Origin of the sequence: Halomonas sp. DP3Y7-2, assembly GCF_019800795.1 — a bacterium.
Classification (GTDB): domain Bacteria; phylum Pseudomonadota; class Gammaproteobacteria; order Pseudomonadales; family Halomonadaceae; genus Halomonas; species Halomonas litopenaei_A.
Genome location: NZ_JAHVKJ010000013.1, coordinates 143,990 through 170,146 on the forward strand (window position 1 = coordinate 143,990; position 26,157 = coordinate 170,146).

Here is a 26,157-nt window from a genome sequence, read left to right on the forward strand (position 1 = left end):
GCGGGTATCAGTGGCGACGCTTGCCTTGAATGATGTCTCTGATCACCCTGCGCCCGGGGTGCAGATGGTCGGCCAGTGGCGCTTCTAGTGGCAGCGGTTCGTCGCAGATCCGTGATGCCAGCACCTCGGCGCACAGTGGCGCGCTGGCCAGGCCACGGGACCCGTGGGCGGCGCTGATCCAGAGCCCCCGATGGTGACGACCTGGTGTATCAGGCACTCGGGTGGCGTCCTTTTCCAGTACCGCATAGTCCTCGACCCAGGCCTGCTGGTCGGGCAGCGGGCCTGCGTAGGGGCTCTTGTCAGGGCTGGCGCAACGTACGCCACCTCTACCGTCGAGAGACTCGGTACTTAGCGTGATTCCCTGTGCACGCAGCCGGTCGGTGTAGCCAGGCAAGGTCTGGTCGAGTTCTCTTAGATTGGCCGCATGATCCTCTGGCAGCGTGTCGGCATCGCTGCGGCCGGGGACGAAGGTGGCGCCAAAGGTCAGTACGCCCTCCAGGGGCGGAGCCACATAGCCGCCTGCGCAGACGACCCGCTGCGGCGCCGGCGCGTCAGGGGGCAGTCGCCAGCGACTGACCTGGCCTCTGACCGGCTGCAGCGGCAGCCCCTGGGTATACGCGAACTGGTTCGCCTGGTGGGCAGTGGCGATGACGACCTGGTCTGCGTCAACCGCCACCTGACGGCCATCCGCTGCGGTGCCCAGCAGACGCCAGCCCTGGTCTGACGCCCTCAGATCGTGGATCTGGGCCTTCACGAAGTTCACGCCAGGACGTGCGACCAGAAACTCGCACAGGGCGCGTGGCTTGACCCAGCCCGCTCCGGGATAACAGAGCCCACCCGCTGTCACAGGCACTCCTGCCAGTTGTGATGCCTGCGCGGCATCGATCGAATGCACCACCGAGTGCGGCAGCGGGTGATGCTCGAGGAAGCGCCGCTGACGGCGAGCCTCGCGGTCCCCATGAGCCAGCTGCAGCACGCCACAGGGTGACCACAGCTGACCCTCGCCGTCGAGCCGAGCCAGCCAACGCTGGCTATAGAGCAGACCAGCCAGGTAGACCCTGCTCTGGTGGTTGGTATCGGCTGCCAGCTTGACGTAGAGGGCGCCCTGTTCGTTGCCCGACGCCCCGGCCCCGGGCGCAGTGCTGTCGATCAAGGTGACCTCGATACCACGGCGAGCCAGCGCCTCGGCGGTGGCACAGCCGGCGATCCCGGCGCCGATGATGGCCACCCGGCGATGGGGCAGAGCTGGCGGTGGGCTATACCAGGGGGTTGCCTGACGCCGCTTGTCGGCTGGGGGCGTGTCGATCTCGCCGGCCAGCATCTCGCGTTTACGTCCATGGCCTGGGACCTTGCGCCACTGAAAGCCCGCTGCCTTGAGGCCACGTTTGACGATACCCGCGCAGGTGAAGGTGGCAAACGTCGCGCCTGGGCGCGAGCGCGCCGCCATCTGCTCAAACAGCGCGGGTTGCCACATGTCAGGGTTCTTGGCCGGGGCGAAGCCATCCAGGAACCAGGCATCCACTCGGCCATCCAGCAATGCCAGGCGCTCGCTACTGTCCCCGATGTGGAGGTCCAGAGTCACCCGCGGGGACAGCGTCAATCGGTGAACGCCGATGACCGGTTCAGGCCAGGCCTCGATGAGCGCGGCGGCGCGATCCGCCAGGTCTGGCCACCCCGCCAGCGCTTGGGCAAGGTCAGCGGCGGACATGGGGTAGCGCTCAGTGGACACCAGGTGAAGGCGGGCACCGGCGGGGGCGTGCTGGTCAAAGGCTTGCCAGGCACACAGCATATTCAAACCCGTACCGAAGCCTGTCTCGCCGATCACGAGGGGCCGCTCCGGGGTCCATTCCTGGAATCGCTGGGGCAGGTGATTGGCGTGAATGAACACGTGCTCGGTCTCAGCGCGACCGTCATGGCGGGAGAAGTAGACGTCGTCGAAGACGCGTGAGTGCGGGCTCAGGCCGCTGCTTTCCTCACGCCATTCAAGCTCGGCCGGCGTTGCGGAGGTCAGGGCGGGAAGGCCGTCGGGAGCGTGGGTCACGGCTATCGGTTCCTGCGGATGAGAGCTGGTCAAGAAATGATCATCTTGCTGTCATAAGCGTGACAGCAGGGCTGCAGCAATGCGTCCGCGGCGTTTCAACAGACTTTTCCACAGTCTCTGTGAACAAGCTGCTGTGGATAATGGCGTCTGCGCCGTCGCAGCGAGGGGCTCCAGGTTCTGGGGAGCGGAACGCCTGACGCATTGGCTCGCTGGCTGACAGGGTGCTGCGTTGGATTCAGGGGTGATGGCGCCCCGACCGACGTGTCGGGGTCGCGCGTGCCTGGTTCAGGGCAGGACCTTCTTGAAAGGCTTGACGCTGACGTTGGCGTAGACGCCCGCGATCACGTAGGGATCGGCGTCCGCCCAGGCCTGGGCGGTGGCCAGGTCGGCAAATTCGGCCACGACCAGACTGCCGCTGAATCCGGCATCTCCAGGGTTGTCGCTGTCGACGGCGGGGTGCGGGCCAGCCAACACCAGTCGTCCTTCGTCACGCAGCGCTTCAAGGCGGGCCAGATGGTCCGGTCGCGCGGCCAGGCGCCGTTCCAGGCTGTTATCCACATCTTGACTGATGATAGCGTAGAGCATCGCATCTTCCTCGATTGGGGCCCGAGCGTGACAGCTGGGGCAGGCTAACTGGCATCACCGGATGGCGTCGGCGCGGACAGGTAAATGCCCGTTGAACCGGTCACGGGAGCGGCAGCACAGGCTGGCGTTCAGGGCGTCAGCATTGACCGTGGCGGGCGCCACGCGCACCATGGACGGCATATTCTGTCAAAGTCGCCGCCCGGCGTCATGTCGAGGAGCCAGTTTCCTGTCCCATGCCTTCCCTTTTTGATACCCCTGCGCTTGCTGATACGCCGGCGCTGGACAGCCGCGCTGCGCTGGTTGATACCTTCGAAGGCGCGCCCCTCGCCGTTGACCTCCACATGCATTCCACGGCCTCGGATGGCGCTCTCGCACCCACTGCGCTGATGGACCTTTGCCATCAGAAAGGGCTGAGCCACGTCGCTCTCACCGATCATGACACCCTGGCTGGGGTGGATGAGGCGGGCCAGCGTGCCCGCGACTTGGGCATGTCACTGCTGCCGGCCACGGAGCTTTCCTGCCAGTGGCGGGGGATCAATATCCATGTGGTGGGCTTGCTGCCTGGTGGCGCCGGTCCCCTGCTCGAAAGCGGTCTGGCCGGGCAGGCGCTGGCGCGGGAAAAACGCGCCGACACTATCGCCAAGCGGCTGGAGCGCATCGGGCTGAGCGACGGGCTGGCCAAGGCGCGTGCCTGGGCCGGCAGTGATCGTCCGCTCAATCGCCCGGACTTTGCCCATGTCATGGTCGCCGAGGGACTGGTGGCCGATCTGCCGACCGCGTTTGGCAAGTATCTGGGCAACGGCAAGATAGGTGACGTGAAATCGCATTGGCCGTATCTGTCGGAAATCGTCGAATGGATCCTCGATAGTGGCGGCGTTGCGGTGCTGGCTCATCCCTTGCGCTACAAGCTGACCCGGCGCAAGCGTGGTCTGCTGCTGGATGAGTTCTGTGCGGCTGGCGGACAGGCAGCCGAACTGGTCAGCGGTTCCCAGAATCCAGACGTCACGCGGGATCTGGCGCGACAGCTGATGGAACGCGACATGTATGGATCCCTCGGCAGCGATTTTCATTTTCCTGGGGGGCATCTGGCGCCAGGTACCATGACGGCGGTCCCGCGCACTGCCGTGCGGCCGGTATGGACCCATCCGCAGCTGTCTCGGTGGACCGCCTGAGCGGCGCGAGCGAGGACGCCGTCCGGAGCAATTCGGTCTAGGCTCACAGCAAGGCCTGAAAGACAGCGGATGCCCGTGATGCCTGATGCGCTGCTGTCATTACATACGCTCTATTGCATCGCCAGGGAGGCGACATGACTCAGTATTTTCAGATACACCCGGACAACCCCCAGAAGCGCTTGATCGATCGCGCGGTGGAGATCATCCACAAGGGGGGCGTGGTGGCCTATCCGACGGATTCGGGCTATGCCCTGGGCTGTCATCTGGGTGACAAGAAGGCCATCGAGAAGATCAAGTGGCTGCGCTCGTTGGATGACAAGCACAATTTCACCCTGGTGTGTTCGGACCTGTCCGAGATCGGTACGTATGCCAAGGTGGACAATGCCGTCTTCCGCTTGCTCAAGGCTCATACGCCTGGTGCTTACACCTTTATCCTCAACGCCACCACGGAAGTGCCCCGGTTGTTGCTGCATCCCAAGCGCCGCTCGATCGGCGTGCGGGTGCCGGACCACGAGATATCGAGAGCGCTGTTGGAGCGGCTGGGCGAACCCTTGATGAGCGTGACCCTGATTCCCGTGGACGAGACGCTGCCTATGACCGATCCGGAAGAGATTCGTGACCGCTTCGGTGCGCATCTCGACCTGATCATCGATGCCGGGGCCTGCACGCTCGAGCCCACCAGCGTCATCGACCTGCGCGAGATGCCGCCCGTCATCGTGCGTGAAGGTCGTGGGGATGTGGCGCCGTTCACCGAGTAGGCGAGCCGGGGTTGTCCCGGGGAAGCCTGCCCCGAGGAATGGTGAGTGCGAGCTGGCTATTTGTCGTCAGCAGGGCTGGGCGTTTGTTCATCGCCCGCGTCGCCCTCTGATTCAGGTTCTGGCTCTGGGGCGTTGGGGTCCGGCGTTTCCTCGTCCAGCCAGGTGCCACAGATCAGGCAGTACTTGGCCCGCTGCTCATGACGGTCATGGCCGCAGCCAGGGCAGGCCTCGTCCGAGTAGCGGTCTGATCGGATCGAACGGATGACCTCGGCGGAGAACACGCCGGTGGGCACCGCGATGATCGAGTAGCCGATCAGCATGACCACCACACTGATCGCCTGGCCCAGTGGTGTGACCGGTGAGATATCGCCATAGCCGACGGTGGTCAGCGTGACCACCGCCCAGTAGATGGCGACGGGGATACTGGTGAAGCCCGCTTCCCTGGGCTCTATCAAGTACATCAGGGAGGCGAAGATCGTGACCAGCATGAACACGGTGAACAGAAACAGAAAGATTTGATGGCCGCTGCGTTTCAGGGCATCGATCAGCAACCTGCCTTCGCCGACGAACTCCATCAGTCGCAGTACTCGGAAGATACGCAGGCTTCTGAGCAGACGAATCACGATCAGCGACTGTGCGCCGGGAATCAGGAGCGCCAGCCAACTTGGCAGGATCGCGATCAGATCAACGGCGCCGTAGAAGCTCTTCAAGTAGTTGAGCGGGCGCTCCAGGCAGTAGAGCCGCAGGCCAAGCTCGATAGTGAAGAGAATCGTGAAGGTCCATTCCAGCGAGCGAAACAGCTCTCCATGCTCGGCGCGCAGTCCATCCACACTCTCAAGCACCACTACCAGCACGCTGAGGAGAATGGCCGTGATCAGGGCAATATCGAAGCCTTTGGCAAGGCGCGTGTCGGACTCGAAGATGATCTGAAACACGCGAGTCTTGAGGCCTTCGGCAGCCGGCTTATGGCCATTGATCACGGGCGCTTTCCTTTCGCTGTAGTGAGAGATAGGGCTGATAGATAGGGCTGATAGACAGTGGTAAGAGACATAAGCCTGATCATGATCTGTGTCGGCCAGGGGCTGCTCGATACAAGGGCTGCTCGATACAAGGGCTGCTCGATACCAGGCTGCTCGATACAGGGTCTGATCGACACAGAGTTGGATCGACACAAGGCCTGATCGATCGGGATACAGGCCTGGGGTGGGCGCGCCGTAGACAGCGCGCTACCTCGCCACTGACGTTACTCCATCTCGACGCTCTGGGGTAGCCGGCGACCCAACCGCAACAATAGCGCTCCCATCTCCGAGGTGAGCCAGTCCTGCTCCTGCGGTGCCTGCTGCAACGCGTCGCGCAAGCTGTGAGCGTCGCGGCTGATGTCGGCACTGTCGCTGTCCTCGGCTAGGTGTCCAAGCGCCTCGCAGGCGGCCTCGCGCCAGCGCTGCTGCTGGGTATCTGCGTAGGCATCCAGAGCAACGACCACCTGGTGCAGGCGATCCTGTGGTCCTCTGCCAGGGGGCAGTTGCCAGCCTTGGGTGAGGGCGGTGCCGCGTGCGGCCTTGCTCGAGTCCGAAGGCCGCAGCGGCACGCTTTCAGCGAAGCCCTCGGCCAGTTCGAGCAGGCGCGACGCCTCACCCTGCTTGAGTTCGAGCTCCAGCTCACGAATGACGCAGCAGGCCTCGCCCACCTCGATGGAGCCCTCGTCGAGGGCGACTTCGATCTGGCTGCCATCGCTGTCTACCCACCACAGCTGGCGCTGGAAGTTGGTGGTGAAGCGAGGCCTCAGGCGCGACAGCAGCACATCGATATCGACGTCATCGGCCAGCGCCTGAAAGGGCGGCAAGTCACGCAGACCGTCGAGGTCCAGCTGGTCGCCGTCTACCTGCCACTCCCACTCGCCACGGGTGGACAAGCCGGAGCTGCCCTGGCCACTGGTTTTCAAAGTCTGCAGCCACTGGTCGCCGATCTTTCTGAGCCGGAGGGCGACGCGTGCCTTTTTCAGGTCATCTTCAGGGGTGTCGAAGTAGGTATTGATCAGCGTCTTGCGCTGGCTGTCGGCGCCGGCCAGGCGAGGGTGGCGGCGCAGCGCGTCGGGGCCATGCTGTCCGAGGGCGAGCTTTAGTTCGATTTCATGGCTCATAGTGGTGTCCTGGCGTGCCAAAGGGAATATGGACCGGGTCAAGATTGCGTGGTGATGACGGTAACTTTTCCATGACGTGACAGTTTGGGGTCACTATACTGTCGCCGCCATTTCTCCAGTGTCCGTGACTCCCTATGGTGACATCAAATCCGTTTTCGGCGATGTTTGGCCGCTCCCCGTTTCAACCGCTGCTGGCCCACATCGAAAAGGCCCACGACTGCTCTGCTGAGCTGTTGCCGTTCTTCGAGGCAACGCTGCAGGGTGACTGGGATGCTGCCGCCGCGCACCGCGAAGTGATCACTCGACTCGAGCATGAGGCCGACTCGCTCAAGACCGAGCTGCGTCTCAACTTGCCCAATACCCTGTTCTTGCCGGTATCTCGCTCTGACCTGCTCGATCTGGTCAGCGTGCAGGACAAGATCGCCAACAAGACCCGCGATATCACCGGCATCATGCTCGGGCGTCAGATGCAGGTGCCCGACTCCCTGGCGACGCCGATGCGCGAGTACATCGCCACATCGGTCGACTGTGTCGCCCAGGCACGCCAGGCCCTGGAAGAACTCAAGGACCTGCTCGAGTCCGGCTTCGGCAAGAACGTGACCGAGCTGATGCAGAAGCTGATTCGTGATCTGCACGCGCTGGAACAACGTGCCGACGAGCAGCAGATCGCCATTCGCCGACAGCTGTTTGTCCTCGAGAAGGACCTGCCGCCGGTTGACGTGATGTTCCTCTATCAGATCATCGAATGGATCGGTGAAGTGTCGGACCGCGCCGAGCGGGTCGGCAGTCGCCTCCAGATCATGACGGCGAATTGAAGACCGTCGCCCCGACAGGCCGCGCCAACGCGGCCTGACGTCATTCAGAGTTTCCTCAGTCAGCAATCAAGGGATCTTCTCCCATGTCGATCATTGCCCAGCACGGTGACATCTTCATCCTACTGGCCTGCGTGTTTGGTTTCTTCATGGCCTGGGGTGTCGGCGCCAATGACGTCGCCAACGCCATGGGGACCTCGGTAGGGTCTCGGGCGGTCACCATCAAACAGGCGATCATTATCGCCGTCATCTTCGAATTCCTCGGCGCCTGGCTGGCCGGTGGCCAGGTCACGGAAACGATCCGCAAAGGCATCATCAATCCGGCGCTGCTCGAAAACGATCCACAACTTTTGGTCTACGGCATGCTGGCCTCGCTGCTGGCGGCAGGGACCTGGCTGTTGATCGCCTCGATGAAGGGCTGGCCGGTGTCCACCACCCACTCCATCGTCGGCGCGATTGTCGGTTTTGCCCTGGCCGGCCTTGGTATCGAGGCCGTCGGTTGGAGCAAGGTCGGCCAGATCGCCGCCAGCTGGATCGTGTCCCCGCTGCTGGCGGGTTCCATTGGCTTCATGCTGTTCAAATCGGTCCAGCGCCTGGTCTTCGAGGCCGACGATCCGTTCGTCGCGGCCAAGCGCTACGTGCCCATGTATGTGTTCCTGGTCGGCTTCATCGTCGCCATGGTGACCTTGACCAAGGGCCTCAAGCATGTGGGTCTGCACCTGGCGCCCTTCGAGAGCCTGCTGATTGCCTTGGCCTTTGGTGTGGCGCTGGCGGGTCTGGGTGTCTGGCGTGAGCGCAGCATCGATCGCAGCCAGCGCAAGACCGATGCCTTCGGCTTTGAAGGGGTCGAGCGAGTCTTCGGCGTACTGATGATCTTTACCGCCTGCGCCATGGCGTTTGCCCATGGCTCCAACGACGTGGCCAACGCCGTGGGCCCGCTGGCGGCGGTCATCAGCGTGGTGCATGAGCACGGCAGCATTCAAGGGGCGTCGGCTGTGCCCTGGTGGGTGCTGGTGCTCGGCGGCGGGGGTATCGTCGTCGGCCTGGTGACCTATGGCCACAAGGTCATCGCCACCGTGGGGACCGGCATCACCGAACTGACGCCGAGCCGTGGCTTCGCCGCGACTCTGGCCGCCGCCACCACGGTGGTGCTGGCATCGGGCACCGGTCTGCCGATCTCGACCACCCATACGCTGGTAGGTGCGGTGCTTGGTGTGGGACTGGCACGCGGTCTGGCCGCGCTCAACCTGCGCGTCATCGGCACCATCGTGATGTCTTGGCTGATCACGCTGCCGGCGGGTGCGGGTCTTGCCATCATGTTCTTCTTCATGTTCAAGGGCATCTTCAACTGATCTCAGTGTCTGCCCTGGATATCGACGGCGCCTGCGGGCGCCGTCGTCGTTTGCGACCCTGGGCGCGCAGGTGTGGAGCGCCAGCAGGCTCTGATATAGTGATGACTCCATCATTCCCCTCGTCCGCTGCAGCAGGTTCGGTCCTTGACTACCTCTTTCTCCTTCGTTGACTGGTTTCGCCACTCATCCCCCTACATCAATGCCCACCGAGGCCGAACCTTTGTGGTGCTGGTCGAAGGGGAGGCGATGGCGGCCGGCCGAGGCGAGTCCCTGATTCAGGATCTGGCACTGCTGCATACCCTGGGGGTCAAGCTGGTGGTGGTCTTTGGCATTCGTCACCAGGTGCACGCCGTGCTCGACAGTGAGGGCATCGTTCCGGTGCGCCACCAGGCACGTTGGGTGGCCGACGACACCATCATGGCTCGGGTGGAGCGTGTCGCCGCCGAGCAGCGTCTGTGGCTGGAAGCACGGCTGTCGCTGGGGCTACCCAATACGCCGCTGCATGGCATCGAGCTGACGACCGTGTCCGGCAATCTGGTCATGGCCAAGCCGCTGGGCGTGCGTGACGGTGTCGACTTTCAGCGCTCCGGCGAGGTGCGCCGGGTGCGCTCTGGTGCGGTGCGGGCCTTGCTCGACCAGCAGTCGCTGGTGTTGTTGCCACCGCTTGGCTTCTCCAGCACCGGCGAAGTGTTTGACCTGGATGCGGCGGAAGTCGCCCAGCAGGTCGCTGTGGCGCTCAAGGCCGACAAGCTGATCCTGCTGGGGCAGTCCGACGGCCTGTGCGATGAGGGCGGGCAGCTGTTACGCCAGCTCACCCCTGCCCAGGCGCGCCCGCTGTTGGCCGAGGCTGATCCGGCGGAAGAGCGCTCGCGACATCTGGAGGCCGCCTGCGAGGCGGCCACCCATGGGGTGGCGCGCACCCACCTGCTGTCCTGGCGTGATGCGGATGCATTGCTGGCCGAGCTGTTCACCCGTGATGGTGTCGGCACCATGATCACCGAGCATCGCTATGAGCAGCTCCGAGCGGCCGAGATCGATGATATCGGAGGGTTGCTCGAGCTGCTGGAGCCCCTCGAAAAGCGCGGTATGCTGGTGCCACGTTCCCGCGAGCGACTGGAGCATGAAATTGATGACTACCTGGTCATCGAGCGGGATGGCATGGTGATCGGTTGCGCCGCACTGCACCGTTTCACTGACGCAAGCGTCGCCGAGCTGGCCTGCGTGGCGGTGCATCCTGACTATCGCAGTGGGGCCAGGGGGGAGCGCCTGCTGGCAGAGATCGAGCGTCTGGCTCGGCGGCAGGGGATTCAGCGTCTGTTCGCACTGACGACGCATACGGCCCACTGGTTTCTGGAGCATGGTTTCGTGCCATCGGCGCTGGACGAGCTCCCACCGCTCAGGCGCGATGCCTACAATCATGCGCGGCAGTCCAAGGTTCTCTGCAAGGGGTTATAGCCTAGGCAAGCTCCGGGTGAGTAGCTGACCGGTCACGATGATCGCCGTGCGTGCATTCGCGGGGAGATTGACCGTCGGCACCGACAAGCGCTGTTTGTCAGCCCGGTTTATCCGCCCTAGCGACAAGCCCTGTTGTTGGTAGGGAGTCTCAGAAAAGATGCGGCGTCTCCAATAGGAGACGCCGCATCTTTTTGTTTTTCCTGGTTTTCTGAAAAAACCCTGAAATTGCGTCGGCAAACAGAGACGTTTTTGGTCGTGGGCGACATGTCGATCGACGCTGATTGAGCTTACAGCACAGTTTGGTGGCGTTTCGTGTTTTTTATATTGTTGATATTAATGACTTTTATGTTTTTTTGGCACAGCTTTCGCTATGTATTTAACGAGCGGGGAGGACTAGCCGCATAGCCGTCTAATTCTCCGAGATTGGCACAGAATCACTGCCCTGTGCGTCTATGTCGATCTCTGCGTCTGCTCCGCGTGATGTGCGACACGCTATGTGAAACACAAGGTTGCGATGAGACGGTACCGGCCTTGTTGGCATGGACAGGTATCGTGAAGAGCAAGGATGCTCTGGCAAGGATGCCGACCCCTTCGGGGGAGTATGTCGCTCCGGCGCTGCGGCGACGGGGCCAGAACGAGGCGGGATGGGAGACCATCCGCTGAACACCGTCAGGTCCCTGGTGACGACGGCGGTGTTCTGGCTTCGGGCCTTCGGGCCAACGGAAAACCGTTCAATGGGCGGACCAGGCCATCGATTGATCTGTTTTTCGACCCTTCAGTTCCCTGCGTATTCGGGCCGGCTCAGCCGGCCCCTTTTTTTTCGCAAGCGATGCCGAATGAGAGGTTGACGCGGGGCGAGTGGCCTAACTCTGGTATCCTTCTGGATGGATTGATGGACGCTTCATTCACCTTCCTTCACAGAACTCTGGTCATGACCACTGCCGCTACGCGCCGTTGGCGCCCCCGTTCGTTGTTGCAACTGGTATTGCTGGCCTTTGTGGTGGTGATGCTGCCGCTTGGTGTACTGATGTACCAGGCAGGTCAGGCGCTGTCCGAATTGTCGCGCCTGGCCGAAGTCAGCGCTCGTCAAGCGGTGTCGGAGACACGGCGTGCCCGCACCCTGGGCTCCCTGGCGGTGGAGATGGAGCGTGGGGCGCGCCAGTACGCCGTGGTTCAGGAAGAGAGTCTGCTCGACATCTACGCCGAGAGGGTGGCGGAATTCCGCCAGTTGCTGGCGCGCCAGCGCCTGCTGCTGCCTGAGGACCCCGACATCCTGGCACTGGAACGGCTGTTGAATCAGCTGGCGACCCTGCCCGAGAAGGAGCAGGACGCCTTTATCGGTTCGCTGGACACCTTTGTCCCCTTTTCCCGACACGTCGAAGGCATGCGCCAGGCCACCAACCTGCGCATCGATCAGCGCCTGGATGCCATACGCGAAAGGGCCGAGCAGGTGCAGCAGCGGCTGTGGTGGCAGACGGGGGCGCTGGTGTCATCCAGCCTGCTGTTGATGCTGCTGTTCACGCGGCTGATCATTCGCCCGGTGCGTCAGTTGGAGCGGCGTATTCTCGGCATCGGCAGTGGTCATCAGGATCGTCTCGCTGGTCGCGTTCAGGGTCCCGCGGAGCTGGTCGCCCTGGGTGAGCGTCTGGACTGGCTGACCCACCGCCTTGAAGAGCTCGAAGCGCAGAAGCAGCAGTTCCTGCGGCATATGTCCCACGAGTTGAAGACGCCGCTGGCCAGTGTGCGAGAGGGCTCCGCCCTGCTGTCTGATGGGGTGGCAGGTGAGCTCAGCCCACGTCAGCGAGAAGTGCTGGAGTTGATCGACGCCAGTGGCGCCGAGCTTCAACGGCTGATCGAGCAGCTGCTGGACTATAATTTGCTGCAGCATCACCGCAGTGCCTCCATCGAGCGCATCGACATGGCGACCGTGGCGCGAGAGGTGCTGGCCAAGCACAGGCTCAGCCTGCAATCGAAGGACATGCAGGTCGAGGTGTTTTCCGGTCCGCTGCAGTGGAACGCCGATCACCAGGCCACCGCCAGACTGCTGGATAACCTGGTATCCAATGCGGTGGCATATGGAGAAGACGGCGGCAAGCTGCTTATTCGTGCTCGGACCCGCCAGGACCGCCTGGAACTTGAGGTGGCCAATACCGGCGATCCGATCGCAGAGCAGGATCGCGAGCATCTGTTCGAGGCCTTCTATCAGGGCCGGGCTCGCCGCAAGGGCGCCCTCAAGGGCTCCGGGATTGGCCTGTCGGTGGCGGCAGACTGCGCACGGCTGCAAAATGGCCGGCTCGAACTGGTCGACGATCCAGACTGGCCGGTGTGTTTTCGCCTGAGTCTGCCCGTGGCGCCGCCACAGGGTCGCGGCAGCGACCCCTATAACGATACAAGGCCCGCATTGACGGGCCAGCACGCAAGGAACCTGACGCTATGACCTCTAGGGGTGCGACCCTGACACCCCGGCGCTCGCGATATCGCGCCGCCGGCCCCGCTGCTGTTGTCGCCCTGTTGGCGCTGCTCAGCGGCTGTGAGTACCTGCCTATCGAGCCTGGTGGCGTGACCGCACCCAAGGTCGAAACGCTCGACCTGAGCGCATGCCATGCCGATATTCCCACCTTCGCTGAGTCAGAGTGCATGCTGACGGACTGGGTCGCCTTTGGGCTTGCCTCCCAGCGGGGAGACCGAGAGTGGCGCAATACCATGCTGGCCCTGCTGGAAGGGCACGCGCCGGAACAACGCCTTGGCCGTGCCGTGGTGCTTGCCTGGGGCAGCGAGGCGCAGTGGAACCAGGCCTCCGAATTGTACAAGGCCGACCTCAGCATGGCCCCCAGCGAACTGCAGCCGCTGATGCGCTACTGGCTTAACGAGCTGGAGGGCCGCCGTGCTCTCAGCCAGCGGGCCGGACGTCACCATGGCGAGCTATCGCGACTGCGTGAGGAGAATCAGGCGCTGGCCGATAAGCTGGACGCGCTGACCGCGATCGAACAGAACATCAACCTGCGCCAACAGACGGAATGAAACCTGTGGAGACGGCGATATGAAGCAAGTCGCAGCAACCTTGAGTGCCAAGACGAGTGCCCATGTACTGCTGGTTGACGATGATGTCAGCCTGCTGAAACTTCTTGGCATGCGCCTGGAAAGCCGCGGCTATCGCGTTACCACTGCCGAGAGCGGTCGCGAGGCGCTCAAGCGACTGGAGGAAGGGCGCCCGGATCTGGTGTTGTCGGATTTGCGCATGGATGAAATGGACGGCATGGCGCTGTTTCAGGAAATTCAGCGGCGCATGCCGGGTCTTCCGGTGATCATCCTCACCGCCCATGGGTCGATTCCGGATGCGGTCAGCGCCACTCGCCAGGGTGTGTTCAGTTTCCTGACCAAGCCGGTGGACCGTGAAGAGCTGTTCGGTGCCATTGACGATGCATTGTCGAACACCGCCAGCGGTGTCGAAGGTGATGACAGTTGGCGCGAGGCCATCATTACCCGCAGTCCCGAGATGGAGCGGATCCTCGAGCAGGCCAGGATGGTGGCAGGCTCCGACGTCAGCGTATTGGTCACCGGACCTTCTGGCTCCGGCAAGGAGCTGTTGGCCAACGCGATTCACAAGGCCAGCGCGCGGGCCGACAAGCCTTTCATTGCGATCAACTGCGGTGCCTTGCCGGAACAACTGCTGGAAAGCGAGCTGTTCGGCCACGCCAAGGGCGCCTTTACGGGCGCCATCAGCGAACATGGTGGCCTGTTCCAGGCGGCAGATGGCGGCACCCTGTTCCTGGACGAAATCGGGGACATGCCCCTGGCGATACAGGTCAAGCTGCTGCGCGTGCTGCAGGAGCGTCAGGTACGGCCAGTGGGCTCCACCACGTCGGTACCGGTGGATGTGCGGGTGCTGTCAGCGACCCACCGCGATCTCGACCAGGCCATGCACGAAGGCGAGTTTCGTGAAGACCTCTACTATCGACTGAACGTGGTCAATCTGAAGCTGCCGGCGCTCAAGGATCGCGCCGAGGATGTGCCGCTGCTGGTGAAGCACCTGGTTGCCCAGGCGGCGTCGCGCCACAAGCCGTTCGTCAAGGGCTTCTCGCCGGAAGCGCTCAATCTGCTGGCAACCTGCGCCTGGCCTGGCAACGTGCGTCAGCTGGTCAACGTGGTGGAACAGTGCGTGGCGCTGTCCAGTGCGCCAATGATTCCCGAAGCCTTGGTGGCCCAGGCGTTGGCGGCGGAAGACAATGCCATGCCGACCTTCAACGACGCGAGGGCAGGCTTTGAGCGTAGCTATCTGGTCAAGGTGCTGAAGATCACCGAAGGCAATGTGACACAGGCGGCACGCATCGCAGGCCGCAACCGCACCGACTTCTACAAGCTGCTGTCCCGTCACGAGCTGGAACCCGCATCGTTCAAGCCGGGTATGGCCGATCAGGCGCGCTAGCCAGGCGTAGGAGCGCCAGCCGGCGACGGCTTCCGCAGTGAGGCGGGCTCCGTCGCCAGAAGCCGTTGTCAGTCCCCGTTGTCAGGAGCCGCCAGGATCGATGACGGTGGAAGAGCGCTCGCTGGCCGGGGCGGTATCGATCACCTCGAGATGCAGGACCCCCTCCTGCAGGCGAGCCTGCAGGTGCTCCCCTGGGTGCGTCTGGCTCGCCTGGGTCAGCGCCTCACCCCGTGGATTGGTCAGGATGCTGTAACCACGAGCCAGCACGGCCAGTGGGCTGACAGCCTGCAGCTCGCGCACAGTGGCGCTCAGTCGCTGGCGTTGTCGCGTCAGCTGCTGGTGCTGGGCAGCCACAAGCCGTCGCTTCAGATCGGTCAGCTGCTTGTGATGCTCCGCCACAGCCCGTTGTGGAGAGCGTAGCGCCAGTCGCCGGGTCAGATCGAGGTATCGTTGCTGCTCGCCGTTCATCCTCCCGGCCATGGCCCGCGCCATGCGCGAGCGCAGCTGGTCGAGAGTCTGGCGCTGGCGCACGATGGCCTCCCCGGGATGGCGTAGCCGCGCCCGCAGGTGATCCAGTCGCTGTCCTTCCCGCTGCAAGTGGCGTAACTGGGCGCCCTTGAGTCTCCCTTCGAGTTGCCTGAGCTGGCTGACCAGCTCCTGTTTCGATGGCACCAGCCGTTCGGCCGCGGCTGAGGGCGTCGGCGCGCTGGCATCCGCCGCCAGATCGGACAGGCTCTGGTCGGTTTCATGACCTACCGCTGACATCACCGGCAGACGGGAATGATGAATGGCTCTGGCCAGATGTTCGTCATTGAAGGCCCACAGGTCCTCCAGGCTGCCGCCACCACGGGTGATCAGTACCACGTCTTGTGCGGGATCGAGCGCTGGCTGGCGATTGAGCAGACTAAGGGCGGCAATGATCGCCGGTGCCGCCTCGGCGCCTTGCACCGGCACGGCAATCAACGTCACCGTGGTCAGTGGCCAGCGTTTGCTCAGCACCGCCAGCACGTCGCGCAGGGCGGCTCCCGTAGCCGACGACAGCACCAGCAGATGGCGGGGAGGGTAGGCGAGGGGGCGTGCGTTGGTGAAGACGCCCTCGTTGGCCAGGCGGGTCTTGAGCGCTTCGAGTGCCGCCAGAAGCGCCCCAGCGCCCGCGGCCTGGACCGCCTCCACGATCAGCTGATAGTCCCCTCTTGGCTCGAACAACGACACCCTGGCGCGTACTCGAACCAGGTCACCGTCGCGCATGGGCGTAGAGACGAATCGCGCTCGAGTGCGGAACAGCACGGCTTTGACCTGGGCGCGCTCGTCCTTGAGGGTGAAGTAAAGATGGCCCGAGGCCGGCCTGGAGACCCCAGACAGCTCGCCTTCGATCCACTGTTCGCCAAGATCCGCTTCCAGTGCCTGCCGCGCGCGCAGGTTGAGATCGCTGACCGATAGCACGTGCTGGGGGTCGTCCGAAGGATCCAACATGACGGCAATTCCTGAAGGGTGGGGCGTGAACCAGGCCAGTCACAACGACTCCACCAAAAGACAGGCAGTCGGAACAGGCATGGCAGCAGTGAAGCCACAGGGTAGCAGAGGCCAGGTCGCCGCTTCACCAAAGGCGAACTATCTTTACTCTCAGTGTGTGATGTCAGCGTTTGCACAACGTTGAGCGATGGCGGAGGTGGGAGCCGTAGCGAACCGCACCGCGCAGGCGACGTCGTGATGCAGACACACTGACCTGGACACATCGTGACGCGGACACAGGGACTAGACACACAGGGACTGGACACACAGGGACGAGACATCGTGACGCAGGAGGCCCCATGTCGGGACTGCGCTCGCCCGATATCGGGCCTATCGTCGGACATACCACCGCCCATAGTTGCCGGCTGTGGGTGCGTGGCATCGCCCCCAGCGACGACGGAGTCGATCTTAGCGCCTCGCTGAGAACTGTGGGGCTGGTAGCCGTGGTGGAAGACAACGGGATGCCGTGTCGGCTGTCAGGCAGCCCACCCCGGGCGCATGCTTTCTACTTCCGCCTGCATCGTGAATTCGACCGCACCGGCACCTTCGAGCTGGGTGCCGAGCAGGGCCTTGGCGCAAAGGACGGTGTCGCTCCGCTGGGGCAGCCAGATGGCGTGGTGCCCCTGGCGCCGGACACCCGCTACCGGGTGCGTGTCGCCACCCTGACCCTGGATGACACCACCCCAGACGTCGAGAGTCTCAGCGATAGCGAGATCGTGGCGCGGCTGCCGGATATCGGCGGCATGTCCAACCTGCTGGCCAGCCTGGAGGGCGCTCACTGCGAGGCGGAATTCACGACCTTTCCGGAGCAGCCGTCAGCCCGTCTAGCCTTTCTGTTGGGGTCCTGTCGCTATCCAGGCACGCTATGGAAGACCAAGGAGTCGGACCGCATCTTCGGTCCCATGCAGCAGCACCTGCGCCCCCGAGGCAGCCGAGCGGCAGCGCGCTTCAGCCTGCTGGTCGGTGACCAGATCTACGCCGACCAGTACAGTCGCTACCTGCCGATCGGTCGGGCCGATACCTTCGCGGAGTTCCAGGAGCGCTATCGCACGGCCTTTGGCTCGCCGCTGGCGCGGCGTTTCCTGCGCCAGGCCCCGGTGTACATGATCCTTGACGACCACGAGATCGAGGACAACTGGCATCGCGACCGGCTGAGCGCCAAGCGCGAGCTGTTCAACGTCGCCATCGGTGCTTACATGAGCTACCAGTGGTCCCACGGGCCACGCAGCTTCGGTCGCCACCTGCACTATCACTTCGACTGCGGCGGTTATCCCTTCTTCGTCTGCGATACCCGCACCCATCGCACCTACGGGCGCGAGGGGCGGGTGATGGACAATCACCTGCTGGGGCGGCCCAGTATCGACCCCCTGCACCCCTCTCAGCTGGATCTGTTGCTGCAATGGCTGAGCGACCAGCAGGCGCGGTGGGGAGCGGTCCCCAAGTTCATCGTGACCTCCACGGTGTTTGCCCCCAGCCCGTTGGACGAGCGACTGGACCCCAGCCTAGATGGCCACGACGACCAGGCGGCGGTGGACCTGGCGCGCACCAACCTGTCACGCCGAGCCGACAGCGACAGCTGGTCCGGCTTTCCAACGACCCGCAAGGCCTTGATCGAGCACATCGTCACCGCCGGTATCGACAACGTGATCTTTCTCAGCGGCGACGTTCACTGCGCCAATATTGCTGAGATGCATGTTGAAGAAGAGGGAGGCGGCGGCGGTCAGCGGCTCTACGACATTACCTCCTCGGCCCTGTACTGGCCGTTCTTCTGGGCCGATGGAGACCCCAACGGCTTCGTGCACGACTCCCGGGTGGCGGGTCAGCGCGATGGCTTCCCGCTGTTCGACGGTGCCATGACCCTGCACTACCGGGCATACGGCTTCTATCAGCAGGAGAACTTCTGCCGCCTCGAGGTGGATCGCCAGCGCCATCGGCTGAGGGTGAGGGTGCTGGACAGGGACGGTCACGAGGTAAAGGTAGCGGGACCGAATGGCCAGACCGTGGCCTATAACGACCTCGAGCTGAGTCCCTGGTAGCCGATGACTGTTGGCAATTGAGGCGAGCCAGGGGAGCAACCATCGTGGCAGGGAGGAGCGTGTGAACAGAATCACCATGGCGCCAGGCTTGACCTTCGAGGAGACCATGTCCGGCCACTTCTCGCTGGATAGCCAGATGCCCGAGCGCGGTGAGCGGTTGGGACATCGCGAAGGCACCGAGCTTGCGCTGCACGCCAAGATCCAGATCGACGACATGAATGCCTTTCTGGCCGACGAGCATCACCACGGCAAGCTGGGTGGCGTGGTTGACTTTGCCCCCCTGGGGCTGGGCCTGGTCATTCTGGAAGGCGATTTTCAGCTGTTTTCCCAGGGGCCCGGAGCCGGGCGTCAGATGGTCTACGATGCGTTGCTGGAATACGGCCACAGGCGACTCTTTCTGCATGGCGTCAAGCGCGTACACGATGATCCTGGGCCCGATCTGTGGAGAGACACCACGACGCTGTATACCACCTTGCATGAAGGTGTCAGCGACACCGCCGACATCATAGGGGCGGGGGTACTCCACCTGGGGGTAGCGGAGCTGATGGCCATGCTCGGGACATTGACGCCCAGCGGTCGGGGGGACCTGGCGACGGTCGCGGACTTTGGTCGCTTCTTCTTCGGTGAACTGTGGCACCTGTATGCCCCCTGGGTGATCCGCCGGGAGTCCGACGCATGAGCTACGACGCGATTGTGGTGGGCTCCGGATTTGGTGGCGCAGTGGCGGCCTGTCGTCTGGCCGAGGCTGGCCAGCGGGTGCTGGTGCTGGAACGAGGACGGCGTTGGGAGCGCGAGGACTTCCCGCGGGGGCCTGACGATGACTGGTGCTTCGACGTTGAAGAACCGCGGGGCCGCCATGGCTGGCTCGACCTGCGCTTTTTTCCGCGCATGGCGGTGGCTCAGGGAGCGGGGGTAGGCGGTGGCTCTCTGGTCTACGCCAATGTCTCGGTGCCTGCCCAGCCGTTTGCCTTCGACAGCGGCTGGCCGGAGGCCATCAGCTACAGCGAACTTGCGCCCTACCAGCAGCGCGTCGGGCAAATGCTGGAGGTCTGTGAAGTGCCCTCGGCTCAGGTCAGCGAGCGCCACAAGCTGCTGAAGCAGGCGGCGGAGGCCAGCGGGCACCCTGAACGCTTCCGCTCGCTGCCCTTGGCGGTGCGCTTTGACCCGGACTGGCATTACCGGCTGGAAGAGCCGCATCATCGTCGGCACAGTCGGCAGAGCCTCAATGCCTACGGCAAGTCCCAGGGGACCTGCATCCACTGCGGTTACTGCGATATCGGCTGTCCTGTGGGAGCGCGCAATACCCTGGACCTCAACTATCTGGCCAGGGCAGAGCAACTTGGCTGCGATATTCGCCCGCTGAGCCTGGTCCGCTCGCTGGTGCCAGAGGGCGATGGCTACCGGGTCACCTTTCAGCATCTCGAGGGCGCACCAACCATCCGCCACGAGCGGGCCGAACGGGTGATCCTGGCGGCGGGCTCGCTGGGTTCCACCGAGCTTTTGCTGCGGTCTCGCGACCAGTACCGCACCTTGCCGGAACTGTCGCCCCTGTTGGGCCATCGCTGGTGCGCCAATGGCGACTTCCTGACGCCCGCGATGTATCCGAATCGGCGTATCGATCCCTGTCGCGGCCCGACCATCAGTGCGGCCATCGACTTTCTGGACGGTATCGACCAGGGCCGGCGCTACCTTGTCGAGGACGGCGGCTACCCGGACCTTATAGGCCATGCGCTGTCGCGGCTGCTGGCCCACTCCTCTGTCGCCGGCATGCTGCGAAGCGGCTGGCGTGCGGTGTTGGCGGAAGCGCTCAAGCACAACGACCCGGATCGTTGCCTGATGCCGTGGTTCGGCCAGGGCGTGGATGTTGCCGATGGCGTGCTGCGGCTCTCGCGCCGTTGGCTGGAGCGAGAGCCCGCGCTGTCGCTGGATTACCGCGTGGATGCGTCACGCTCGGTGGTTCAGGCCCTGTGCGATCGACACAAGCAGTTGAGTGAGCTCACCGGAGGCGTCGCCATCGAGCCACCCAGCTGGCGCCTGTTGGATTACCTGGTGACGCCTCATCCCCTGGGAGGCTGCCCCATGGGCGAGAACCGTTGGGACGGGGTGGTCGACCACGCCGGCGAGGTATTCGGATATCCGCGGCTGTACGTGCTCGACGGTGCCATCGTGCCGCGCGCGCTGGGGCTGAACCCATCACGCACCATCGCTGCCCTGGCCGAACGTGCCATGGCGCGGATGTTGGCCTGAGAAGACATTGCTGCCTGGGCAGGATGAGGCTCTTCGGTGGCGGCAGGGTCGATGATAGAGAGGTGACCCCATGGTCCGGGAAATCGCACTGCACACCCTGGAAGGCGTGACCGATGCCGAGATCAGCCAGCATGGCTTCTGTACCGGTGACGGCCTGGGTCTGTCGCTGCTGCGTTTTGTCCGTAGTCGCGGTTCCAGTTCCTGCGCCAAAGGGCGCCGGGCGGTCATGATCGTGCATGGGCTGACGACATCAAGCGACATGTTCATCCAGCCCGAACACCGCAACCTGGTGAGCTTTCTGCTGGACGAAGGGATCGACGAGGTGTGGACGCTGGATTTCCGCATGAGCAACCGCCACCCCTACAACCTGCAGCCCACCCGCTATTCCATGGATGACTGCGCGGTGTATGACATACCGGCAGCGGTAGCGGCGATTCGTCGCCTGACCGGCGATCCCGCCGGGGATGCGCTGCAGCTGCATGTCATCGCTCATTGCCTTGGGTCGATGAGTGTTGCCATGGCCCTGTTCGGCGGCACCATCCGGGGGATTCGCTCCTGCGTGCTCAACAGTGTGGCGTTGACGCCCCACGTGCCACGCTGGTCGATGGTCAAGGGCCACGTGTTTCCCTTTATCGTTGAGCGCATCCTGCAGCAGCCTTATGTCAGCCCGCGCTGGAGCGACGACCCTCGCCTGACCCTGGGCAAGCTGCTGTCGAAGGGCGTCTCGCTGTTTCACCGGGAGTGCGACGTGCCTGCCTGCCATATGCTGTCGCTGATGTGGGGCACCGGCTGGCCGGCGCTATATCACCATCACAACCTGGACGAGCGCACCCACCGGCGAGGCGGAGACCTGTATGGCCCGGTAGGGCTCAACTATCACCGTCACGTCATGAAGATGCTGCGCCGAGGGCATCGCACCGTGAGAATGCGCAAGGCGCCCGAGTATGACGTCTTGCCCGATGACTACCTGGTCGCCGCAGAGCGCATCGAGACGCCATGCCTGCTGCTTACCGGCCGCGATAACCGAGTCTTCAGCGACAGCAATCTGCACTGCCACCGCGCACTGGAGAAGGCGGCGCCTGGTCGCCATCGCCTGGACATTGTCGAGGGCTATGGCCACCAGGACGTGTTCATGGGGGCGCGGGTTGACCGAGACGTGTTCCCGCGCTTGATGGACTTCATCAGCGCCAACGCATGAGCCGCAGGCGGTGAGAGACCAGGCGGCCTAGCTCTTGAGTCGCCGGTGGGCCCATGTCACCAGCGGCGGCAGGGCGATCAGCAGCACGGTGATGCGCAACAGATGGTGGGAGGTGACGAACGCCGGCTCGATGTTGAGCGATAGTGCCACCAGGCTCAGCTCTGGCGCGCCACCCGGCATGTAGGCCAGCAGGGCCGCGGCGACGGACATGCCGGTCAGGGCCTGGCCGACCCAGGCGGCGATGACCGCCAGAATCACCAGAATCAGCGCCTGCACCACGGCCAGCCCTAGATGTCTGGCCATCTCCGACAGCGCGACCCCGACGAAGCGCACGCCGACCGAGGTGCCGATGACGACCTGGGCCAGAGCGATCAACGCAGGCGGAAGCACCGCGTGGGTCATCCCCGAGAAGTGCAGTATCGACGATACCAGGGCGGGGCCGAACAGCAGGGCGTTGGGCAGGCGCAAGACCTTGCCTACCAGTGCGCCCAGCGCTGCCGCTGCCACCAGCCACGCGGTTCCGCTCAGGGTGGGTAGTTCACTCCAGCGGGTGGGCCCGTTGCTGGCGCCGGCCAGATCTACATGGCCCATGATGGTGAGGATAGGAGGAATCGCCAGCAGCAGCACCAGGATACGCACGGCGTGGGTGATGCCCACCGCCTTGAGATCCGCGCCGGACTCATGGGCCATCATCAGCAGCGCCGACAGTCCACCAGGGGCTCCAGCATATAAGGCCGTGTCCAGCGAGTGCCCCGCCACCTTGTAGCTGAAGGCGACCGCGACCACCATCATCACCGCCGTGGCGGCGAGCATGATGGCGGCACTGGCCAGCCAGGCAGAGAGATTGCCTGAAAGCTCCGGGGTGAAGGCCGAACCCAGCATGACGCCGATCACCACCAGAACCCCCTTGCGCAGGCGCCCGGGGGAACCCAGTTTGATGCCGGTCAGGCTGATCAGGGTGGTGGTGATCAGCGCCCCCAGCAGCCACGGGAGCGGCAGATCGATGAGGTAGGCCAGGTAGCCGCCCACCGAGCCCAGGGCCAGGGTGGGAAGGAATCGCCAGGCGCCGGAGGGAAGAGAAGAGGGAATGGCGGGCATGGCGTCTCCTGGCAGGGCGACCGGCAGTGGGTCGTGGGTAAGTAACGATATCGGGGATAGTGGTCGACCGGTTCAGATGGCCGTCGATGTGGGTCGTGGTTAAACGGCGCGCGGCGCCATCAGGCGCCGCGCAGGGATAGCGTCAAGACTGTGCCGACGGACGCCGTTTCAGCAACATCGGCACCAGCCACGGCAGCACCAGCAGCGCGATGGCGGCGATCCACAGTCCCAGCGAGATGCCGGACTGCCACAGGATGGAGGTATCGCCTCCGCTGATCGCCAGAGCACGGCGCAGGTTCTCTTCCATCAAGCCGCCCAGCACATAGCCGAGAATGACCGGGGCCAGCGAGAAGCCCAGCTTGCGCAGCAGGTAGCCGAACACGCCGATGATCAGCATCAGGTAGATGGCGGTCAGGTCGGAATGCAGCTGATAGACCCCGACGAAGGATAGCACGGCGATGGCGGGCACCAGTACCCAACGGGGGATCGTCAGCACCTTGGCGAACACCCCGGCCAGGGGCAGGTTGAGAGCCAGCAGCACCAGGTTGCCAATATACAGTGACGCAATCAGACCACCGGCCACTTCCGGGTTCTGCGAGAACATCATCGGGCCCGGCGTGATGTTGTAGAGCATCAGGGCGCCGAGCAACACGGCGGTGGTGCCGGAGCCGGGAATGCCAAGGGTCAGCATGGGCACGAACGAACCGGCGGCAGAGGCGTTGTTGGCGGCCTCGGGGGCGGCCAGGCCGCGCATGTCACCGGTGCCAAAGGTGTTGTCCTTGTCGACCAGGCGCTTTTCGGTGGTGTAGGAGACGGCACCAGCGACCGAGGCACCGGTACCTGGCAACACCCCGATGATGAAACCCAGCACCCCTGAGCGCAGCATGGTGCCCTTGCAGGCCAGCACTTCCTTGAGGCTGACGAACACGCGTCCCAGCGGTGGCAGCTCGTTGTCCACGTCCTTGCGATGGGCGTGTTCCAGCATCAGCAGAATTTCGCTGATGGCGAACAGGCCGATGATCATCACCACAAAGTCGATGCCATCGTAGAGCTCCGGCATGCCGAAGGTGTAGCGCATGACGCCGGTACCGGAGTCGACGCCAACGGTGCCGATCAACACGCCCAGCACGGCGCCGATGGCAGTCTTGATTGGATCCTTGCCCATCATTACGGACATGGAAGAGAAGGCGAACACCATCAGGGCGAAGAATTCAGCGGGACCGAACATCACCGCTACCCGGGCCAGTAGCGGGGCAAACAGGGTCAGGCCGATGATGGCGATGGTGGCGCCGATGAAGGAAGCCACGGCAGACAGGCCGAGAGCCGGGCCGGCTAGGCCTTTCTTGGCCAGCGGGTGGCCGTCCAGGGTGGTCATGACGGCGCCGGCATCGCCCGGCACGTTGAGCAGAATGCTGGACATCCGGCCGCCATATTCGGCGCCGGTGTAGATACCCGCCAGCAGAATCAGTGCGGACTCGGCCGGCAGGCCCAGGGTGTAGGCCAGCGGCATCAGGATGGCGATACCGTTGATCGGTCCGATCCCCGGCAAAGCCCCGAACAGGGTGCCCAGCAGGGCGCCAAGAAAGGCCAGGCCAAGGTTGAGTGGCGTCAGGGCAACGCCGAAGCCTTCGATAAGGAAGTCGAACATGGGGATACCTTGAGCAGAAAGCGGTCGCGTCGGTGGCCTGGCTTACCAGGGCAGGCCGGGCAGGGTGATGCCAAGGCCATGGGTGAACAGCCACTGGCCGCCGAAGGCCATCAGCACACCGGTGGCAATGGCCTTCGGCCAGCTTGCCTCGAACAGCCGGGCGAGGGCGGCGATCACCAGCATCGAGCTGATGGCAAAACCAAGGCGCGGGAACAGCAAGGCGTAGACCAGCAGCAGGGCCAGGACGCCGACCAGGCGCAGCGCCAGGCGCTTGTCCGGCCAGTGGCCGTTCTCGCCGGGACGAATCACCAGCACCACAGACAGCAGGCCCAGCAGGATCGAGAGCCCCAGAGGAAAGGCCTTGGGGCCGACGGGGTCGTAGCTGAACGGCACCTCGAGGGACAGGGCGTTGACGGCGGTAAACGCCGCCAACCCCATCAGGGCAATCCCCAGACAGCGGTCGGCGGCAAGACTCATTGTGTCAGACCCACATCAGCGGCCAGCTGCTTGAACTCGGCAACCTGATCCTTCACGTAGCCGTCGAAGTCATCTCCGAACAGCGCCATGGGGAACAGGCCACGAGCTTCCCGCAGCTCGGCGAAGGTGTCGTTCTCGGCCAGCTGTTCGAACTTCTCGACCCAGGACTGGTAAGCCTCATCGCTGACCTCGGGGCCCATGTAGTAGCCGCGCCAGATCGGCCACTCGACGTCATAGCCCTGTTCCGCGGCGGTGGGGATGTCGGCGTAGGGGCCCTCGACGCGCTCTTCGGCCAATGCGGCCAGGACTCGGATATCACCGCTTTCCAGCTGCGACTTGAGCTCGGAGAGGTCACCGGTGAAGACCTGGATGTGATTGCCCAGCAGAGCCGCCAGGGCTTCGCCGCCGCCTTCGAAGGCCACGTAGCGAAGGCTTCTGGGGTCGACGTCTGCGGACTTGGCGGTGAGGGCTGCCTTCATCCAGTCCTGGCTGCCGACGCTGCCGCCGGCACCGAAGGCGACCTGGGTTGGATCTTCCTGCAGCGCGGTCATCAGCTCTTCCAGGTTCTGCCAGGGAGCATCGGCCTTGACCACGATGGCACCGTAGTCGACGCCGAGCGCGCCGACCCAGCGCACTTCGCTGGCGTCATACTGGCCAAACTTGCCCAGCGCCAGGTTGACGGCGGCGCCTGTGCTGGCAGCGACGATCAGGTTGGGGTCATCGGTACGCACGCCGTTGACGTGGTTGTAGGCTACCGCGCCGATGCCGCCGGGCATGTAGGTCACCAGCATCGGGTCTTCGATCAGCCCCGTCTCGAGCAGGCCATTGGCCGCCAGACGGCAGGTCAGATCGTAGCCGCCGCCGGGCTTGGCCGGAGCGATGCACTCGGCGTCGTCGGAAGCCTGGGCCGTGCCGGTCGTCAGGCTGGCACCCAGCAGCAGTGCAGCAAGGCCTGCGGGAAGGGCTATGGTAGTCTTCATGCGTACTCCTGATCAGATATTATTATGAGTCGACGAAAGTGATGGGTGTTGCCGACGGCGCCTGGCACGGCGCTGGCGCAAGCTAGCGCAAGATAGTGGCGTGCAGCACTGGCCAACCGGAGCGAAGCGTACGGCGCGTATCGTCAGCCCAGCGGATGCTAGGCCTTCTAGCTTTCATCAACCTGTCATCCACCTGATTTACGGATAAGACATTAGTCTC

General features: G+C 63.9%; 21 protein-coding genes. 12 read left to right on the plus strand and 9 right to left on the minus strand.

What is annotated here, in order from left to right:
• Nucleotides 1–7: 7 nt before the first annotated feature.
• Nucleotides 8–2,041 (minus strand): bifunctional tRNA (5-methylaminomethyl-2-thiouridine)(34)-methyltransferase MnmD/FAD-dependent 5-carboxymethylaminomethyl-2-thiouridine(34) oxidoreductase MnmC, encoded by a 2,034-nt coding sequence (gene mnmC / locus KUV45_RS18680; RefSeq protein ID WP_222161607.1) that lies wholly within the window; start codon nt 2,039–2,041, stop codon nt 8–10.
• Nucleotides 2,042–2,326: 285 nt separating this feature from the next.
• A complete protein-coding gene (locus KUV45_RS18685; protein WP_222161608.1) occupies nt 2,327–2,626 on the minus strand; it encodes a YciI family protein in 300 nt (99 codons plus the stop codon).
• Nucleotides 2,627–2,859: 233 nt separating this feature from the next.
• Here KUV45_RS18685 and KUV45_RS18690 point away from each other — a divergent pair, with 233 nt between their 5' ends.
• Nucleotides 2,860–3,798 carry a PHP domain-containing protein gene (locus KUV45_RS18690; RefSeq protein ID WP_222161609.1) on the plus strand — a complete coding sequence of 313 codons (939 nt, stop codon included), beginning with the start codon at nt 2,860–2,862 and terminating at the stop codon, nt 3,796–3,798.
• A gap of 134 nt (nt 3,799–3,932) precedes the next feature.
• Entirely contained in the window at nt 3,933–4,556 is a 624-nt protein-coding gene (locus tag KUV45_RS18695) for an L-threonylcarbamoyladenylate synthase (RefSeq protein ID WP_206940141.1), read from the plus strand.
• A gap of 56 nt (nt 4,557–4,612) precedes the next feature.
• Here KUV45_RS18695 and KUV45_RS18700 read toward each other — a convergent pair whose 3' ends face one another.
• Both KUV45_RS18700 and KUV45_RS18705 read right to left on the minus strand, forming a co-directional pair.
• Entirely contained in the window at nt 4,613–5,533 is a 921-nt protein-coding gene (locus tag KUV45_RS18700; RefSeq protein ID WP_222161659.1) for an ion transporter, read from the minus strand.
• 266 nt (nt 5,534–5,799) lie between these two features.
• Nucleotides 5,800–6,696, minus strand: coding sequence for an inorganic triphosphatase (locus tag KUV45_RS18705; protein WP_222161610.1), 897 nt, complete (start codon nt 6,694–6,696; stop codon nt 5,800–5,802).
• Between the two features lie 134 nt (nt 6,697–6,830).
• Here KUV45_RS18705 and KUV45_RS18710 point away from each other — a divergent pair, with 134 nt between their 5' ends.
• The 6 genes from KUV45_RS18710 (at nt 6,831) to glrR (ending at nt 14,741) form a co-directional block, all read left to right on the plus strand.
• Nucleotides 6,831–7,511 carry a TIGR00153 family protein gene (locus KUV45_RS18710; protein ID WP_206940136.1) on the plus strand — a complete coding sequence of 227 codons (681 nt, stop codon included), beginning with the start codon at nt 6,831–6,833 and terminating at the stop codon, nt 7,509–7,511.
• Between the two features lie 83 nt (nt 7,512–7,594).
• Nucleotides 7,595–8,860, plus strand: a complete 1,266-nt coding sequence (locus tag KUV45_RS18715; RefSeq protein ID WP_206940134.1) for an inorganic phosphate transporter — start codon at nt 7,595–7,597, stop codon at nt 8,858–8,860.
• A gap of 144 nt (nt 8,861–9,004) precedes the next feature.
• A complete protein-coding gene (argA, locus tag KUV45_RS18720; RefSeq protein WP_206940132.1) occupies nt 9,005–10,315 on the plus strand; it encodes an amino-acid N-acetyltransferase in 1,311 nt (436 codons plus the stop codon).
• An 892-nt stretch (nt 10,316–11,207) separates the two neighbouring features.
• Nucleotides 11,208–12,752, plus strand: coding sequence for a HAMP domain-containing sensor histidine kinase (locus KUV45_RS18725; RefSeq protein ID WP_224851862.1), 1,545 nt, complete (start codon nt 11,208–11,210; stop codon nt 12,750–12,752).
• A complete protein-coding gene (locus KUV45_RS18730; RefSeq protein ID WP_224851861.1) occupies nt 12,749–13,336 on the plus strand; it encodes a hypothetical protein in 588 nt (195 codons plus the stop codon). The genes KUV45_RS18725 and KUV45_RS18730 overlap by 4 nt, the downstream gene beginning before the upstream one ends.
• Before the next feature lie 19 nt (nt 13,337–13,355).
• Nucleotides 13,356–14,741, plus strand: a complete 1,386-nt coding sequence (gene glrR / locus KUV45_RS18735) for a two-component system response regulator GlrR (protein ID WP_222161611.1) — start codon at nt 13,356–13,358, stop codon at nt 14,739–14,741.
• 81 nt (nt 14,742–14,822) lie between these two features.
• Here the strand turns inward: glrR and xseA are convergent, their stop codons facing one another.
• Nucleotides 14,823–16,214, minus strand: coding sequence for an exodeoxyribonuclease VII large subunit (gene xseA / locus KUV45_RS18740; protein ID WP_222161612.1), 1,392 nt, complete (start codon nt 16,212–16,214; stop codon nt 14,823–14,825).
• 338 nt (nt 16,215–16,552) lie between these two features.
• On the opposite strand from xseA, the gene KUV45_RS18745 reads away from it, so the two are divergent.
• The 4 genes from KUV45_RS18745 to KUV45_RS18760 all read left to right on the plus strand — a co-directional run bounded on the left by KUV45_RS18745 (nt 16,553) and on the right by KUV45_RS18760 (nt 21,734).
• Nucleotides 16,553–18,289 (plus strand): alkaline phosphatase D family protein, encoded by a 1,737-nt coding sequence (locus KUV45_RS18745; protein ID WP_222161613.1) that lies wholly within the window; start codon nt 16,553–16,555, stop codon nt 18,287–18,289.
• Between the two features lie 61 nt (nt 18,290–18,350).
• Entirely contained in the window at nt 18,351–18,968 is a 618-nt protein-coding gene (locus KUV45_RS18750) for a hypothetical protein (protein ID WP_222161614.1), read from the plus strand.
• Nucleotides 18,965–20,536 carry a GMC oxidoreductase gene (locus tag KUV45_RS18755; RefSeq protein ID WP_222161615.1) on the plus strand — a complete coding sequence of 524 codons (1,572 nt, stop codon included), beginning with the start codon at nt 18,965–18,967 and terminating at the stop codon, nt 20,534–20,536. Before KUV45_RS18750 ends, KUV45_RS18755 begins: the two co-directional genes overlap by 4 nt.
• 70 nt (nt 20,537–20,606) lie before the next feature.
• Nucleotides 20,607–21,734: an alpha/beta fold hydrolase gene (locus KUV45_RS18760; RefSeq protein WP_222161616.1), complete on the plus strand. Its 1,128-nt coding sequence runs from the start codon at nt 20,607–20,609 to the stop codon at nt 21,732–21,734.
• 27 nt (nt 21,735–21,761) lie between these two features.
• On the opposite strand, the gene KUV45_RS18765 is transcribed toward KUV45_RS18760, so the two are convergent.
• The 4 genes from KUV45_RS18765 to KUV45_RS18780 all read right to left on the minus strand — a co-directional run bounded on the left by KUV45_RS18765 (nt 21,762) and on the right by KUV45_RS18780 (nt 25,937).
• Nucleotides 21,762–22,832: an AbrB family transcriptional regulator gene (locus tag KUV45_RS18765; protein WP_222161617.1), complete on the minus strand. Its 1,071-nt coding sequence runs from the start codon at nt 22,830–22,832 to the stop codon at nt 21,762–21,764.
• Between the two features lie 142 nt (nt 22,833–22,974).
• Entirely contained in the window at nt 22,975–24,480 is a 1,506-nt protein-coding gene (locus KUV45_RS18770; RefSeq protein ID WP_206940114.1) for a tripartite tricarboxylate transporter permease, read from the minus strand.
• Nucleotides 24,481–24,522: 42 nt separating this feature from the next.
• Nucleotides 24,523–24,957 (minus strand): tripartite tricarboxylate transporter TctB family protein, encoded by a 435-nt coding sequence (locus KUV45_RS18775; RefSeq protein ID WP_222161618.1) that lies wholly within the window; start codon nt 24,955–24,957, stop codon nt 24,523–24,525.
• Nucleotides 24,954–25,937, minus strand: a complete 984-nt coding sequence (locus tag KUV45_RS18780; RefSeq protein WP_222161619.1) for a tripartite tricarboxylate transporter substrate binding protein — start codon at nt 25,935–25,937, stop codon at nt 24,954–24,956. The genes KUV45_RS18775 and KUV45_RS18780 overlap by 4 nt, the downstream gene beginning before the upstream one ends.
• Nucleotides 25,938–26,157: the final 220 nt, after the last annotated feature.